At 67.5% G+C, this 15,216-nt stretch carries 14 protein-coding genes; 5 read left to right on the top strand and 9 right to left on the bottom strand.

What is annotated here, in order from left to right; translation table 11 throughout:
- Positions 1 to 3: 3 nt before the first annotated feature.
- Positions 4 to 1,134, top strand: a complete 1,131-nt coding sequence (locus tag AC1DW4_RS05000) for a CapA family protein (protein WP_477016122.1) — start codon at positions 4 to 6, stop codon at positions 1,132 to 1,134.
- Between the two features lie 13 nt (positions 1,135 to 1,147).
- Here the strand turns inward: AC1DW4_RS05000 and AC1DW4_RS04995 are convergent, their stop codons facing one another.
- The 5 genes from AC1DW4_RS04995 to AC1DW4_RS04975 all read right to left on the bottom strand — a co-directional run bounded on the left by AC1DW4_RS04995 (position 1,148) and on the right by AC1DW4_RS04975 (position 7,213).
- On the bottom strand, positions 1,148 to 2,092 hold the full coding sequence (locus AC1DW4_RS04995) for an alpha/beta hydrolase (protein ID WP_477016121.1): 945 nt from the start codon (positions 2,090 to 2,092) through the stop codon (positions 1,148 to 1,150).
- A 93-nt stretch (positions 2,093 to 2,185) separates the two neighbouring features.
- Positions 2,186 to 3,400, bottom strand: coding sequence for a multidrug effflux MFS transporter (locus AC1DW4_RS04990; RefSeq protein WP_477016120.1), 1,215 nt, complete (start codon positions 3,398 to 3,400; stop codon positions 2,186 to 2,188).
- Positions 3,393 to 4,877: an AMP-binding protein gene (locus tag AC1DW4_RS04985; RefSeq protein ID WP_477016119.1), complete on the bottom strand. Its 1,485-nt coding sequence runs from the start codon at positions 4,875 to 4,877 to the stop codon at positions 3,393 to 3,395. Before AC1DW4_RS04985 ends, AC1DW4_RS04990 begins: the two co-directional genes overlap by 8 nt.
- A 7-nt stretch (positions 4,878 to 4,884) precedes the next feature.
- The gene (locus AC1DW4_RS04980; protein ID WP_477016118.1) at positions 4,885 to 5,709 is read right to left on the bottom strand and encodes a p-hydroxycinnamoyl CoA hydratase/lyase; all 825 of its coding nucleotides are present in this window, start codon (positions 5,707 to 5,709) and stop codon (positions 4,885 to 4,887) included.
- A 67-nt stretch (positions 5,710 to 5,776) separates the two neighbouring features.
- Positions 5,777 to 7,213 (bottom strand): aldehyde dehydrogenase, encoded by a 1,437-nt coding sequence (locus AC1DW4_RS04975; RefSeq protein WP_477016117.1) that lies wholly within the window; start codon positions 7,211 to 7,213, stop codon positions 5,777 to 5,779.
- A gap of 88 nt (positions 7,214 to 7,301) precedes the next feature.
- On the opposite strand from AC1DW4_RS04975, the gene AC1DW4_RS04970 reads away from it, so the two are divergent.
- Together AC1DW4_RS04970 and AC1DW4_RS04965 are read left to right on the top strand one after the other, a co-directional pair.
- Complete coding sequence (locus AC1DW4_RS04970; protein WP_477016116.1) at positions 7,302 to 7,790, top strand: MarR family winged helix-turn-helix transcriptional regulator; 489 nt, start codon at positions 7,302 to 7,304, stop codon at positions 7,788 to 7,790.
- A 63-nt stretch (positions 7,791 to 7,853) separates the two neighbouring features.
- Positions 7,854 to 8,330 (top strand): MarR family winged helix-turn-helix transcriptional regulator, encoded by a 477-nt coding sequence (locus AC1DW4_RS04965; RefSeq protein WP_477016115.1) that lies wholly within the window; start codon positions 7,854 to 7,856, stop codon positions 8,328 to 8,330.
- An 18-nt stretch (positions 8,331 to 8,348) separates the two neighbouring features.
- Here AC1DW4_RS04965 and AC1DW4_RS04960 read toward each other — a convergent pair whose 3' ends face one another.
- The 3 genes from AC1DW4_RS04960 to tpiA form a co-directional block, all read right to left on the bottom strand.
- Positions 8,349 to 9,998 carry a CTP synthase gene (locus AC1DW4_RS04960; RefSeq protein WP_477016114.1) on the bottom strand — a complete coding sequence of 550 codons (1,650 nt, stop codon included), beginning with the start codon at positions 9,996 to 9,998 and terminating at the stop codon, positions 8,349 to 8,351.
- A gap of 176 nt (positions 9,999 to 10,174) precedes the next feature.
- Positions 10,175 to 10,594 carry a preprotein translocase subunit SecG gene (gene secG, locus AC1DW4_RS04955; protein ID WP_477016113.1) on the bottom strand — a complete coding sequence of 140 codons (420 nt, stop codon included), beginning with the start codon at positions 10,592 to 10,594 and terminating at the stop codon, positions 10,175 to 10,177.
- Positions 10,595 to 10,645: 51 nt separating this feature from the next.
- Positions 10,646 to 11,428 carry a triose-phosphate isomerase gene (tpiA, locus tag AC1DW4_RS04950; protein ID WP_477016112.1) on the bottom strand — a complete coding sequence of 261 codons (783 nt, stop codon included), beginning with the start codon at positions 11,426 to 11,428 and terminating at the stop codon, positions 10,646 to 10,648.
- A 116-nt stretch (positions 11,429 to 11,544) separates the two neighbouring features.
- Here tpiA and AC1DW4_RS04945 point away from each other — a divergent pair, with 116 nt between their 5' ends.
- Positions 11,545 to 13,452, top strand: a complete 1,908-nt coding sequence (locus AC1DW4_RS04945; RefSeq protein ID WP_477016111.1) for a peptidylprolyl isomerase — start codon at positions 11,545 to 11,547, stop codon at positions 13,450 to 13,452.
- Positions 13,449 to 14,969: an anthranilate synthase component I gene (trpE, locus tag AC1DW4_RS04940; RefSeq protein WP_477016110.1), complete on the top strand. Its 1,521-nt coding sequence runs from the start codon at positions 13,449 to 13,451 to the stop codon at positions 14,967 to 14,969. Before AC1DW4_RS04945 ends, trpE begins: the two co-directional genes overlap by 4 nt.
- Here the strand turns inward: trpE and AC1DW4_RS04935 are convergent.
- A complete protein-coding gene (locus tag AC1DW4_RS04935) occupies positions 14,966 to 15,157 on the bottom strand; it encodes a peptidoglycan-binding protein (protein ID WP_477016109.1) in 192 nt (63 codons plus the stop codon). The two genes, trpE and AC1DW4_RS04935, sit on opposite strands and share 4 nt — an antisense overlap.
- Positions 15,158 to 15,216: the final 59 nt, after the last annotated feature.

Below are 15,216 nucleotides of genomic sequence, written 5' to 3'. Positions count from 1 at the left end.
ATCATGGCCGAAGTCTTCAAGCTGTACATGACCGGCGACCTCGTCCTGGACGAACCGCAGGCCGACACCTTCTTCGATCCGGCACGCGCCATGCTGGCCGAGGCCGACCTGCTGATCGGTCACGTGGAGGTGCCGCACACGACGCGGGGCGTGGAATCGATCGGTGACATTCCTGCCCCTGCCAGTGATCCCGAGAACCTGCGGGCCATGGGGCGGGCCGGCTTTCACATGGCCAGTCTGGCCGGGAACCACATTCACGACCGGGGTGCCGACGGCATCGCCGATACCATCGCCAACCTGACCGAGCAGGGCATCGTCTCGGCCGGGGCCGGCTTGACCCTGGCCGATGCCCGCCGTCCGGCACTGGCGTCGCGCACGGACAAGCGTGTGGGCTTGCTCAGCTACAATTGCGTCGGCCCGCGCGAGGGCTGGGCAGGACCCAGAAACGCCGGCTGCGCCTATCTGAAGATCATCAGCCACTATGAGCCGGAGGGGGCCAATCCCGGCGGGCCGCCCAAGGTCTATACCTTCGCCGATCCGGATACGGTCGAGGCCATGCAACGTGACATCGCCGCCCTGCGTGACCAGGTCGACGTCCTCGTCGTCGCCCTGCACAAGGGGGTGGTCCACACCCCGGCCCACATCGCCATGTACGAGACGGCCGTGGCCCGCGCCGCGATCGATGCCGGCGCCGACATCGTCATCGGCCACCACGCCCACATCACGCGCGGGGTCGAAGTCTATAAGGGCAAGCCGATCTTCCACGGGCTGGGCAACTTCGTCACCGTGACGCGCGCCCTGTCGGTGGAGGGCAACGCCAGCCCCGAACGCCGCGCCTGGGCCGAACGCCGCAAGGTCCTGTTCGGGTTCGAACCCCTGCCCGACTATCCGCTGTATCCCTTCCATCCGGAGTCGCGAAACGGCATGGTGGCGGCCTGCCACATCAGCCCCGACGGCACGATCAGCGCGGGCTTCAAGCCTTTCTGGATACTGCCCGGCGGACAGCCCCGGCCCCTCGGCAACGACGTCAAGGGCCGCGAGGTCGCCGACTACATCATCGGCATCACGCGGAAGGCCGGCTTCAAGACCGCATTCGAATGGGACGGCGACCGCGTCGTGTTCGACACGGCATGACCCCACCCCGACGTCAGTCGATGTTCTTGCGCTCGACCGTCCAGCGGGCGTCGGTGCACAGGCGACAGTCGGCCCCTGTAAAGGTGCGGCCGGCCGCCGCGTCTCCCAGCAGTTGCCAGTTAAGCCAGTCCTTCATGACCCCGGCGTATTGGCCCCCGCGCGGCTCGCGATAGGTGCCGCCGTGTCCCGTGCCGATGTCGGCATGGAAGATCGGCACGCCCTGGATCGCCTGAAAGTCCAGGATGGCGTTGGGCTGAGCCTGATCCGTCGGTCCGCCCGACACATACAGGATCGGTGTGTGGATTCGCTTCAGGTCATCGACCCCGGCCGGGCGATAGCTGCGGCCCGTACGGGTCTCGTCGGCCGGCGGCGTGCGGATGATGCCGCTGTTGCCGATGATGGCGGTCGTCACACGCGGATCGTCGGCGGCGGCGATCGCCTGAAGTCCGCCGCAGGAATGGCCGATGACCGCGATCTTGTCGGCGGCGATGTACCCCTCGAACCGGCCACCCGTGACGTCGTTCTGGGCGATGGCCCAGTCGATGGTTTCCAGCAGCTGGGCCGTCCGGTTCTGCGCGAAGCGATCCAGCCCGCCCGGCGTGCCCGGCGTCATCGGTGCGTCCGCCCCCTCGATGATCGGACCGCCCGTCACGACCAGGTAGCCGTAGGACGCCAGCTCCCCCAGGAATTGCGGCGTCATGTTGCCGACGTTCAGACAGGCCCCGGCCGCATGGGCCACCAGCGGAAGCGGATGGCCAACAGCGGCCATGTCGGCCGGGCGATAAATGGTGTGGTCCGCCAGCGTCGGGTCCATCTCCATCACGACGGGATAGGGGCCACCCAGCCCCTCGACCGCGACGGGCGGCGCGCTCAGCGGCGGATTGGCGATCTGGGCGTGGGCCGCCCCCATGCTCGACAGGGTCAGCAGGGCGACGGTCAGCAGCAGTCTGGCCTTCATGGGACGTCCTCCGGTCGTCGCTCGTCCTGCGCAGATCGCGGCGAGCGTTCAACTTCATACTGTATGCAAGACTGATGATCGGCAAGGCCTGGATCAGGCCAGGGCGCGAGACTTTCCAGCAAACAGCAGGCACCCGACCGCGCAGGCGCTGGTCACGCACAGCATGGCCGCGATCTCGAAGGCGGTGCCGTCCAGCACCCTGACGGCGATGGTGGCCAGCAGCGCGCCCATGCCGAACTGGGCGAACCCCATGACCGCCGCGACCGCCCCTGCCCTCCAGCCCGCCGCGCCCATCGCCTCGGCCGCGGCGTTGGGGCTGGACAGGCCGTTCATCGAAAAGGCCAGACACAGCGGGATCAGGAAGGCCGGGATCAGGCCTGGCCACCGCGACACACTGGCCAGCATCACCAGGCAGGCGGCCAGGTTCAGACGCGTCGACCAGACCAGAAGCCGATGGCTGCTGAAGCGGTTCAGCAGAACGCGATTAACCTGCGACCCGATCAGGACCGCCAGCGAACCGGCTCCATACAGCCACCCGAACGCGGTCGGGGGCACGCCGTATCCGTCGATCAGCAGATGCGCCGACATGGTCATGTAGATGAAGGTCCCCGCCGCCACGAAGCCTCCGCACACCACGAAGGCCGCGACCTGACGATCGGCCAGAATGGCCAGATAGCTGCGAAACGGATGTTCCGATCGTGCCTGCAGACGCGAGGCGGCCGAACTGCTTTCGCGCAGCCGCAACCACACCACCGCGCCCAGCAAAACGCCGAACGCCAGCAGCACCCAGAATACGGCGCGCCAGCCGAATCCGGCGATGATCCATCCCCCCGCCAGCGGCGACAGGATCGGCGCGACGCCCAGGATCAGCATCAATGTGGAATACACGCCGGCCGATTCCTGAGGCGTGAACCGGTCCCGGACGATGGCGCGCGAGATCACGACGCCCGCACACCCGCCCAGCCCCTGCACGAACCGGAAGGCGACCAGTGTCGGAAGGTTCGACGCCAGGATGCAGGCCAGCGTCGCCACCAGATACAGGCCGATGCCGAACAGCAGCGGCGCCCGCCGGCCCCATCGGTCCGAGATCGGGCCATAGATCAGCTGCCCGACACACAGACCCAGCGAGAAGGCGGCGACCGTGTCCTGAACGCCCGTGGTGGAGCCGTGGAACTCCCGCGCCATCGCGGGCAGACCCGGCAGATACATGGCGATGGACAGCGAGCCGAACGCGGCCAGCGCACCCAGCGTCAGCAGCAGTTCCAGCCGACCAGTCTCGGGGCGGGTCGGCGACGCCGGATCAGCCAACCGACGACGCCGCGTCCCTGGCCTCCAGCATCGCCAGGCAGAGGATGCGCAGATCGCCCTTCCTGACCTTGCCCGAGCCGGTGCGTGGCAGGGCCTCCACGACCACGACGTGGCGCGGCAGCTTGTAGCCGGCCAGCCGACCCGACAGATGCGCCCGAACCCGGTCGGCCAGATCATCGGCAGGTTCAGGATGTGCCATGGCGCACACGCCGATCTCGCCCCACCGGGCATCGGGCACGCCGACGATGGCCGTCTCGATCAGGCCGGGGAAGTCCGCCAGAGCCGCCTCGACTTCGGCCGGATAGACGTTCTCGCCGCCGGAAATATACATGTCCTTCCTGCGGTCGACGATGGTCAGATAGCCGTCAGAGTCACAGACCGCGATGTCTCCGGTCCGGAACCAGCCATCCTCGGCGAAGGCCCTGACCATCTCGTCCGGCCGCCGCCAATAGCCGCTGAACAGATTGGGTCCGCGAAGCAGCAGCTCGCCTGGCTGGCCCGGAGCGACATCGTTCTCGGACGCATCCACCAGCCGCAGTTCGATACCAGGAGCCGGAATGCCCGCCGCGCCCGCCTTGGCCGCGATGATCGTCGGGTCCAGCGCCATGCCCAGCACGGTCCCCGCCTCGCTCATGCCGAACCCATCGACGACCGGCACGCCGGCATCGAGCCAGGCGTTGATCGCCGCCGCCGGGTGTGGCGCACCCCCTGTGAACAGCGCGGTCAGGTGGCTCAGCTTTTTGCCGTCAAATCCAGGCTGAGATCGGATGCGGTCCGCCATCTGAGGCACACAGAAATAGTGGGTCACGGCCAGATCCGGGTCGGACAGCCGGGCCAGCGTCCGACCCGGCTCGAACCCGTCCGACACCAGCATGACCGCGCCCTGCATCAGAAGCGGTCGCACGCTCGTGATCAGGCCGATAATGTGGAACATCGGCGTGTCGATCAGGATGCGGCTGCGGGCATCGACCTGACCCAGGAGGCCGAAGTTGATCGCCGTCTGACGCTGCGCGCGCTCGCTCAGCATCACGCCCTTGGGCGTGCCCGATGTGCCCGAGGTGAACAGGATCAGAGACACCCGTTCCGGGTCGGCGGGCTCGGCGAACGTCGCGTCATGCGCATCGATCTGCAAGGCGAGATCACCCAGCTCCGCGTCGCCGAAGACCAGCTTCGGTTCGGAATCCGCGATCAGCGCCGCGATCTCCGGCGGGCTGAGCCGCCAGTTCAGCGGCACATAGATCAGCCCCGCCCGGGCACAGGCGAGATGCAGGATGACGAGCTCGACCCGGTTCTTGGCCAACGACGCGACACGGTCCCCCAGGACACAGCCATGGCGATGCCTGAGCAGATCTGCGCATTGCCCCACCGCGCGGTCCAGCTGCGCATAGGTCCAGCGTCGCCCTGAGGCCAGGTCCACCGCCGCCAGCGCATCGGGCTGGCGGCGCGCCTGAAAGGCCGTGTCGTCGATCGGCCCCATGGCGCGTTCAGGCCGACTTCAGCTCATAGGCCCCAAGCCCGGGCTTGTAGCTCTTGTCGTCGATGAACTGTTTGATGCCCTCCTTGCGACCTTCGTTGTCGTAGGAGTTGGCGGCTTCCTGCGCCCGGATCAGATAGTCCTCGGCGTTGTCATAGGTCATCTCCTTGACCCGGCGAACCGCGTCCTTGGTGGCCTTCAGGGCGACGGGGTTCTTCTTCAACAGGATCCCGGCGAGCTCCCGCACGCGAGCCTCCAGCCCCGCCAGGGGCACACTCTCGTTGACCAGACGCCATTCCGAGGCCTTCTTGCCGTCGATCAGTTCGCCCGTCATGGCGTGATACATGGCGTCGCGCATCGGCATCAGGTCGACGACCACCTTGGTCGCGCCACCCCCCGGCAGGATGCCCCAGTTGATCTCGGACAGGGCGAACTGCGCCTCGTCCGCCGAGATGGCCAGGTCGCAGGAATACAGCGGGCCATAGCCGCCGCCGAAGCACCAGCCGTTGACCATGGCGATCGTGGGCTTGTTGTACCAGCGCAGCCGCCGCCACCAGCCATAGGCTTCACGCTGGGCCTGACGCGTCGCGCCGATTCCCTTGGCCTCGGTCTCGCGGAAGTATTCCTTCAGGTCCATGCCCGCCGACCATGCCGTGCCCTCGCCCTTCAGAACCAGCACCCCGAAGTCGGTGCGGTATTCCAGCTCGTCCAGGATCTCTCCCATGCGACGGTTCAGGTTCGGCGACATGCAGTTGCGCTTGTCGGGCCGGTTGAAGCTGACCCAGGCGATCCCGTCCTCGATCTTGTAGGTGGCAACGTTCGGATCGTCGGTCATGGTCTTGTCCCCGTGGCGTCCTGGCGACGCATATGTCTTGTTTGCGAAAGCGAGAGAGAGTGGCCGCTCAGATCGGATAATGGCCGGGCTGGGTCTCTATGGTGATCCAGCGCAGTTCGGTGAAGGCATCGATGCCGGCCTTGCCGCCGAACCGGCCGTAGCCCGAGCCCTTGACCCCGCCGAACGGCATCTGCGCTTCGTCGTGCACGGTCGGGCCATTGACGTGACAGATGCCGGACTTGATCTGTTTGGCGACCTTCAGGCCCCGCGCGATGTCGCGCGTGAAGACCGAGGCCGACAGGCCGTATTCGGTGTCGTTGGCCAGTTCGACGGCATGGGCCTCGTCCCGGGCGCGGGTCACGGCGACGACGGGGCCGAAGCTCTCTTCGCTGAACAGCCGCATGGACGGCGTCACCCGATCGACGACCGTGGCGGGCATCAGGACGCCGGTCGAGGCTCCCCCCGTCACGCTGACCGCACCGGCCGCCAGGGCGTCGGCGACCAGGCCCTCGACATGCTGAACCGTCTTCAGATCGACCACGGCACCCAGTGGCGTCTTGCCCTCACGCGGATCGCCCACCGCCATGGTCGCGACCTTCGCCCCGAACTTCTCGATGAAGGCATCGGCCACGGCATCGACCACGATGATCCGCTCGGTCGACATGCAGATCTGGCCCTGGTTCATGAAGGCCCCGAAGGCCGCGGCCTTGACCGCCTCGTCCAGGTCCGCGTCGTCCAGGATCACGAACGGCGCCTTGCCGCCCAGCTCCAGCAGCACGGGCTTCAGGTGTTCGGCGGCCCGCTTGGCCACGATCCGCCCGACGGCTGTCGAACCCGTAAAGTTGATGCGACGCACGGCCGGATGGTCGATCAGCGCCCCCACCACATCGCCCGCGTCGGCCGGGGCATTGGTCACCACATTGACCACGCCGTCCGGGAAGCCCGCATCGGCGAAGGCCTCGACGATCAGGGAGTGGGTGCGTGGGCAGGTCTCGGACGCCTTTAGCACCACGGTGTTGCCGCACGCCAACGGCACCGCGATCGCGCGCACCCCCAGGATGATGGGCGCGTTCCAGGGCGCGATCCCCAGGACGACACCCGCCGGTTCGCGCAGGGCCATGGCGATGCAGCCGGGCTTGTCCGAAGGGATCACCTCTCCACCGATCTGGGTGGTCAGGGCGGCGGCTTCGCGCACCATTCCGGCGGCCAGCATCAGGTTGAACCGCGCCCAACCCTCGGTGGCGCCGATCTCGTTCTGCATCGCCTCGACGAAGGCGTCGGCCTTGGACTCCAGCGCGACCGCCGCCTTGTTCAGCATCGCGCGACGCGCGTTGGGACCCAGGTTGCTCCATCCTGACAGAGCGGTCTGCGCGGCATCGCATGCAGCCGAAGCATCGGAAACCGAAGCGGCATGTGCCTCGCTGGCCACGCCGCCGGTCATGGGATTCATTCGCTGGAAGGTCGCGGCCGACGGGCGCGCGAGGGTCTGATCGGACAGAGACATGGGGCCACCCTAATGGTTTGTGTTCTTATAGTTATGATTCATAGCAATATCGATTGTGCGGCTCAAGCACTCTGTTCATGATGCCGACGTGAAAAGTGTGCACGCCCCCGACACCACGCTCAACGATCCGTTTTCGGATCTGCTGACGTTTCACCTGCGCCGGGCGTCGCTGATCGTCGCAGGCGATCTGGGCGAGCGTCTGGTCGATCTCTCGCTGACGGTGACCAGCCTGTCGGTGCTGCTGATGGTGGAGGCGAACCCCGGCGTGACCCAGACCGAGCTTGGCCGTGCGCTCGGGATCAAGCGCGCCAACCTGGCCCCGCTGACCGCGACCCTGGCCGCGCGCGATCTGATCCAGAGAGATCCGACCGATGGGCGTTCACATGGCCTTCGACTGACGGAGGTCGGGGCACGAATGGCCGACCTGGCGCGGCGACGCGTTCAAGAGACCGAGACCCTGCTGGCCGACCGTCTGGCCGACAGGGACCGCGATACCCTGGCTGGGTTGCTGGTTTCGTTGCGCCGTTCGATGCGCGCGGACCGGCGAACCTCCTCCGAACCCTCGCCTATGCGATAGTATGTGACTAACACAGTCACCCACGCCTGTTTATCGAAGACCTGAAGCCGGACCTGCCCACAGATGAAAAGCGAAACCCTGACACCGACGCCCGGGGACATCGGTGCCGCCGGCGCGATCCTCGACTTCGACCATCTGGACAGGTTCCTGGGGTTCCACATCCGCCAGGCCCAGGGGACGATGCATCGTCGCATCATCGAGACCCTCGCGTCGGTCGACCTGACCCAGAAACAGGCTGCGTCCCTGTGGCTGGTCGGGGCCAATCCGGGCGCCTCTCAGATCGGCATAGGCGGCGCGTTGCGCATGGACCGGGCCACGACCATGGCCATCATCGACCGGCTCGAGGGCCGCGACCTGGTCGTGCGCAAGCGCTCCATGGTCGATCGCCGTCGGCATGAACTGTATCTGACCCCCGAGGGTCAGCAGATGCTTGTCCAGGTCAAGAAACTGGTCAAAGCCCACGAGACTCGGTTTTCCGAGCGGTTCACCCCCGAGGAGCTGAACACCCTGATCACCCTGCTGGCCCGCATCTACGCCTGACGCGAGACCTGGCCGCCCTCAGACCAGGCGGCTTTGCACCAGGGCCGCCTCGATAAAGCTGGCGAACAGCGGATGCGGCTTGAACGGCCGGCTTTTCAGTTCCGGGTGGTACTGGACGCCGATGAACCACGGGTGGTCGATGCGCTCGACCGTTTCAGGCAGGACCCCGTCGGGCGACAGACCGGCGAAGCGCAAGCCTTCGGCCTCGATCGCATCGCGATAGTTGATGTTGACCTCGTAGCGGTGGCGGTGCCGCTCGCTGATGGCTGTGGTCCCATAGATTTCGGCGATCCTGGAACCCGGCGACAGGGTCGAATCGTAAGCTCCCAGCCTCATGGTGCCGCCCAGATCGCCGCCCTGCTGGCGCAGCACGCGCTGGTTGCCCTGCGTCCATTCCGTCATCAGGCCCACGACCGGTTCGTCCGTAGGGCCGAATTCGGTTGAAGAGGCTTTGACCAGCCCCGCCTGGTTCCGCGCCGCCTCGATCACGGCCATCTGCATGCCGAAACAGATGCCGAAATAGGGGATGTTGCGCTCGCGGGCGAACCTGGCGGCCTCGATCTTGCCCTCCGCGCCCCGCTCGCCGAACCCGCCGGGCACCAGGACCGCGTGAGCGGATTGCAGGCGGTCCTCGCACAGCTCGCGGTCGCCTTCGAATGTGTCGGCCTCGACCCAGTCGATGTTGACCTTGACGTTGTTGGCCACCCCGCCGTGCTGCAGCGCCTCGATCAGGGATTTGTAGGCGTCCTTCAGGACCGTGTATTTGCCCACGACCGCCACGGTGACCTCGCCGTCGGGCTGAAGCCTGCGCCGGGCGATCTCCTGCCACATGGTCAGGTCCGGCTCGGGAGCGTCCTTGATGCCGAAATGGGCCAGAACCTCGGCGTCCAGCCCCTGGGCGTGATAGTCCAGCGGCACGGCATAGATGTCGGCCGAATCCATCGCCTGGATCACGCCGCTCTCACGCACATTGCAGAACAGGCCGATCTTGCGCTTTTCCTCGGGCGGGATCGGAAACTCGCACCGGCACAGCAGGATGTCAGGCTGGATGCCGATGGATCGCAGCTCCTTGACCGAGTGCTGCGTCGGCTTGGTCTTCATCTCGCCGGCGGTCTTGATGAAGGGCAGCAGGGTCAGGTGAACGAAGCAGGACTGGCCGCGCGGCAGGTCCTGGCCCAGCTGGCGAATGGCCTCGAAGAACGGCAGGCCCTCGATGTCGCCGACCGTGCCGCCGATCTCGACCAGCACGAAGTCCACGTCCTCCCCGTCGTCGGTCAGGGCCGGCGTCAGGCAGAAGGATTTGATCTGGTCGGTGACGTGCGGGATCACCTGAACGGTCGCGCCCAGGTAGTCGCCGCGCCGTTCCTTCTCGATGATGGTCGAATAGATGCGGCCGGTGGTGATGTTGTCGGACTTGGCCGCCGACACGCCCGTGAACCGCTCGTAGTGACCCAGGTCCAGGTCCGTCTCGGCCCCGTCGTCGGTCACGAAGACCTCGCCGTGCTGATAGGGGCTCATCGTGCCCGGATCGACGTTCAGATAGGGGTCGAGCTTGCGCAGACGGACCTTGTATCCGCGCGCCTGAAGCAGGGCGCCGAGAGCCGCAGACGCCAGCCCCTTGCCCAGCGAGGAAACCACGCCACCCGTGATGAAGACATATCTAGCCACGGGGAGACACCTTACCGCCGATTCGAGCCAAAGGATCGCCTGCGATCCGTCTTGCCGAAATGCGCTTGCGGGACCGCCTTCGATCCATCTGTTGAAAACACGCCTCCGCTCCCACCGTCGGCGGGTGCGGGAGGCGGGGGTGGTGAGAAGTCGGCGGAGGGGCCTCCGCCGTCACCTCAGTTCGCCGGGGTCTGGTTCGGAGCCGGTGCCGCGCCCGCCGTAGGCAGGCTGGCTTCCAGATCGTCCAGCGACGGCGCGGCCGGCTGGGCCGGGGTCGTCGGATTGGCGGCCGGGGCCGTCGTCGTGGTCGGGGCTGTGTCGAGCGCGATCGAGCCCACGGCGTCCGCGTCCACGACCGACCGGCTCGAGCGCTCGACGTTACCCAGGATCGTCAGGCTGATGGCGCAGATCACAAAGCCCGCCCCCAGCCACCAGGTCGTGGTGGTCAGAAGGTTGCCCGCACCGCGCGCGGTCATGAAGCCCGACGGGCCGCCTCCCATGCCCAGAGCGCCCCCTTCGGAGCGCTGCAACAGGATCACGCCGGTCAGGGCCAGCGAGATCAGGATCATGACGACGAGGAGAATGGTCTGGAGCATGGTCGCTTACATGTGTGGCGGGACGGTCCGCCGATCAAGCGGCGGCGTCTATCATCCCTGCGCGTCTGCGGCAACGCGCGCCGGTTCGGCGGCCCGGATGATCGCCAGGAAGCTGTCGGCTTTCAGCGACGCGCCGCCCACCAGGGCCCCGCCGACTTCGGCCACCGTCAGGATGCCGGCGGCGTTATCGGGATTGACGGATCCGCCGTAGAGGATCGGCACCCGCGCGCCGGCCTCGCCCAGCCGCTCGATCAAGGCGGCGCGAATCGCCTCGTGGACTTCGGCGATCTGTTCCAGGCTCGGCGTCAGGCCGGTTCCAATGGCCCAGACGGGTTCATAGGCGACGGCGAAGACGTTGGTTACGGCGGTGTTTGGCAGGGATGCCCGCACCTGCGCGGTCACCAGGGGCACCGCCCGCCCGGTTTCGCGCTCGGCCAGTGTCTCCCCGACACAGACGATGGGTTCCAGACCGGCGGCGACCGCAGCGTCGAACTTGGCGGCGACGTCGACGTCGGCCTCACCCAGCCCCTGGCGTCGTTCCGAATGGCCGATAATGACCAGTCGCGCCCCCGCGTCGGCCAGCATCGCCGCCGAGATGGAGCCGGTGAAGGCGCCGGACGGAGCCGAATGGCAGTCCTGCCCGCCTATCTCGACGCACTTGCCCTTGAGGGCCCAGGCCGCCTGCGCGATCAGGGTCGCCGCCGGGCACAGGGCCACACGGGCCGAGGCGGCGTCTTCGGTGAGGCGGTCGGCCAGGGTCTTTGCTTCGGCCAGATCGGACGTCAGCCCGTTCATCTTCCAATTGCCGACGATCATCTTCACGGATTGTTTCATGCGGCCCTGTCTAGGCAGGGTCTCGCGGCCTGCCAAGCCCGACGCTTGCGGGAGACCGTCTGCCTCCCCTATACGCCCTCTGGCGCTTCTCGCCGTCCGACCGTCAGGCCCACTCGATGATTTCCCTGTTCCGTGACTTCGCCAAATCCAAGTGGGCGGCGGGTCTGTTCGTTCTTCTGATTCTCAGCTTCCTGATCGTCGGCGGCAGCCAGACGGACGTTCTGCGCAATCTGGGTCCGAAGCACATCATCACGGCCGGTGACCGCTCGGTCGACGTGGCCCAGTTCCGCTCCGAGTTCGAACGCGTCCGCACCGGCATGCAGGAGCAGGCCGGACGCCCCGTCAGCAACGAGGACCTGGTCAAGGAAAACGTGCATGTCCGCTATCTGGAAGGCCAGACCAATCGGCTGGGCTTCCTGAACTGGGCGCACAAGGCCGGCATCCGCATCAGCGAAGAGCTGGTCCTCAAGCGCATCCGCGAAATCCCCGCCTTCTTCAACCAGGTGACGGGACAGTTCGACCAGGCCCAGTACGAACAGGCCCTGGCCGCCCAGAACGTTACGCCGGTCATGCTGGAAGACGAGTTCCGCGACACCGCGGTCAGCCAGCATTTCGGCACGGCGATCCAGGCCGGCCTTCGCACGCCGCGCATCTACGGTGCCCTTCTGGCCGGTCAGGCCTTCCAGCGCCGCGACGGCCGCTGGTTTGTCGTCACCCAGGCCATGGCCGCATCGGCGCCCGCCCCGACCGACGCCCAGCTGACGGCCTTCCTGAGCGAGAACGCGGCGCAGTTGCGCCGTCCGGAGTTCCGCATCGCCACAGTCCTGCTGTTCAACGACGCGCCCGGCTTCACGCCCCCCGCCATTCCCGAGGCCCGTATCGTCGAGCGGTTCAACTTCCGCAAGGACGCCCTGTCCACCCCGGAACGTCGCACCTTCACGACCCTGACCGTTCCCACCAAGGCCGCCGCCGACCGGATCGCCGCGGCCCTGCGTGCGGGTCAGACGCCCCAGGCCGTCGCAGAGGCCAACAACATCCAGCCGGCCGTCTATGAAGCGCAGCCCCAGAGCGCCCTGCCCGACCCGGCCGTCGCGACCGCCGTGTTCGGCCTGGCTGCCAATGCCGTGTCCGCCCCGGTCCAGGGCCGCGTCGGCTTCACCGTCGCCAAGCTGACCCTGATCCTGCCCGGCACCCCCGCGACGCTGGACGGCGCGCGGGACGCCGTCGTCGCGGAGCTGCAGGAGGAGGACATGAAGGCGCGCGTCTATGCCCGTGTGGAGGCCTACGAAAAGGCCCGCACCGAGGGCAAGCCCCTCGCCGCCGCCGCCGAGCAGGTCGGTGCACGCTTCGTTCAGTTGCCCCCCTTCACCCAGGACGGTCGCCTGCCGGATGGTCAGCCCATGAACGCCCCGCCGCAAATCCTGCAAAGCGCCTATGCCCTGACCAAGGGTGGCGAAAGCGATGTGATCGATGCGGGCCAGGGCCAGTATTTCGTGCTGCGCCTCGACGACGTCCGCCCCGCTGCCCTGCCGACGCTTGCCGAGGTCCGCGCCCCGCTGGCCCAGCAGTGGACCCTGCGTGAAAACGCTCGCCGCCTGTCGACCAAGGCCGAAGAACTGGCAGCCCGCGTGCGCGGCGGACAGGACATCGCCGCCGTCGCCGCCTCGGCCGGAGCGACCCTGATCAACCGCACCGGCGTGCAGCAGAACGCCGAGACACAGACCGCCCTGGGTCAGGGCGTGCTGGAGGGTCTGTTCGGCCAGGCCCGCGGCCAGATCTTCACGGGCCCGGGCGTCGAGAACACCTTCGTCGTCGGCCGCGTCGACGCGATCCGCTCCGCCGATCCGGCCACGGCCTCTCGACTGGCCGATCAGATCCGCAGCCGGATTGGCAGCGACATCGTCAACGCGGGCGTCGAACAGCTGGTCACCGCCGGAGCCGCCCGATCGAAGGCGACCAACGATCCGGCGGCGGCCATCGCGGCTCTGGGTGTCACAGCACCGACGACCGCTCCCGCTCAATGAGCCAGGCGACCGACCGGCAGGCTCTGGTCGCAGGACTGACGGCCGGACGACCGCAGATCGCGGTGCGTCGAATAATCGACGACCTGGAGACGCCGGTCTCGGCCTATCTCAAGGTCGGTTGGGGCCGGCCGCACGCCTTTCTGCTGGAATCGGTCGAAGGCGGGGCGCTTAACGGCCGTTACTCGATCATCACACTTGATCCCGACGTGGTCTGGCGCTGCCGTGACGGGCTCGCATCGATCGCGCAAGGGCCGGACATCGCCGCGAAACGCTATGTCGATCAAGCCGGCGGCGCGCTCGACAGCCTGCGCGCCCTGATCGCCCGGACGCGCTTCAACCTGCCCGAGGGCCTGCCCCCCATGGCGGCCGGCCTGTTCGGCGTGTTCGGCTACGACATGGTCCGGCTGCTGGAACCGCTGGGCGCGCCGAACCCCGACCCGCTGGATTTGCCCGACGCCGTCCTGACCCGTCCATCGGTGATTGCCGTCTTCGATTCGGTGAAGCACGAGATCGTCGTCATGGCGCCGGTCTGGCCCGGCCAGGATGCCGAGGCGGCCATCGATGCGGCCGAGGCCCGTCTGGATGACTTCGAGGCCCGTCTTCGTCGCCCGCTGCTCGGCCGCGCCCAGGCCGAACCCACACCCGCGATCGACTTCGCCTCGCCCGTCGACGCGGCCGCCTATGCCGGTCTGGTCGCCGCCGCGAAGGACTACATCGGCGCGGGCGATATCTTCCAGGTCGTGCTCAGCCACCGCTTCCGCGCGCCGTGGGGGGGCGATCCTTTCGCCTTCTATCGTTCGCTGCGACGTCAGAACCCCTCGCCCTATCTCTACTTCCTGAACTTCGACGACTTCCAGCTGGCCGGGTCCAGCCCCGAGATCCTGGTCAGGCTGAAGGACGGCGGCGTCACCATCCGCCCGCTGGCCGGCACCCGCCCCCGCGGCTCGACACCAGAGGCCGACCGCGCTTTGGAATCCGAGTTGCTGGCTGATCCGAAGGAACTGGCCGAGCATCTGATGCTGCTGGATCTGGGCCGCAACGACGTCGGCCGCGTCGCCGCACCCGGTAGTGTCCGCGTGACCGAGAGTTTCGTCGTCGAACGCTACAGCCAGGTCATGCACATCGTCTCGAATGTCGAGGGTCGCGCCCACCCCGACCTCGACGCCGTCGACACGCTACTGGCCGCCCTGCCCGCCGGCACCCTGTCGGGCGCACCCAAGGTTCGCGCCATGGAGATCATCGACGAACTGGAGACCGAAAAGCGCGGCGTCGGCTACGGCGGTGGCGTCGGTTACATCTCTGCGGGCGGAGAAGCCGACATCTGCATCGTTCTACGCACCGCCCTGTTCGCCGACGGCCAGGTCTTCGTCCAGGCCGGAGCCGGGGTCGTCGCCGACAGCGATCCGGCGGCCGAATATGCGGAAACCGAGGCCAAGGCCCGCGCCCCCATGCGGGCCGCCGAAGAGGCCTGGCGGTTCGAGCTGGGCGCGCCGCTGAACGACGCGGGCGGGGTCTAGAAGTCGGCCGAAAGCGGCGCGGGATCCTCGATCGCCACCCCGGGACCCAGGACCATCACCCCCGCCAGCAGCACGGCGGCAGTGGCCGTCAGCGCGGCGGCTGCGAGCGTCGGCCAGACAGGCGGCCGGACGTCTACGGGCGTAAGCGCGTCCCGGGCGGCCTGAATCTGATCCGTGGCGGCAGTCATCGACACTCACTCCGAAGCGAGCCTTGATTTCGCGCCGAGTTGGTTAACGATCCGTTGCG

The organism is Brevundimonas sp. P2_A6, assembly GCF_056404975.1.
Note: the sequence above shows the minus strand (reverse complement) of the source record. Positions and strands in the feature narration are given on the sequence as shown.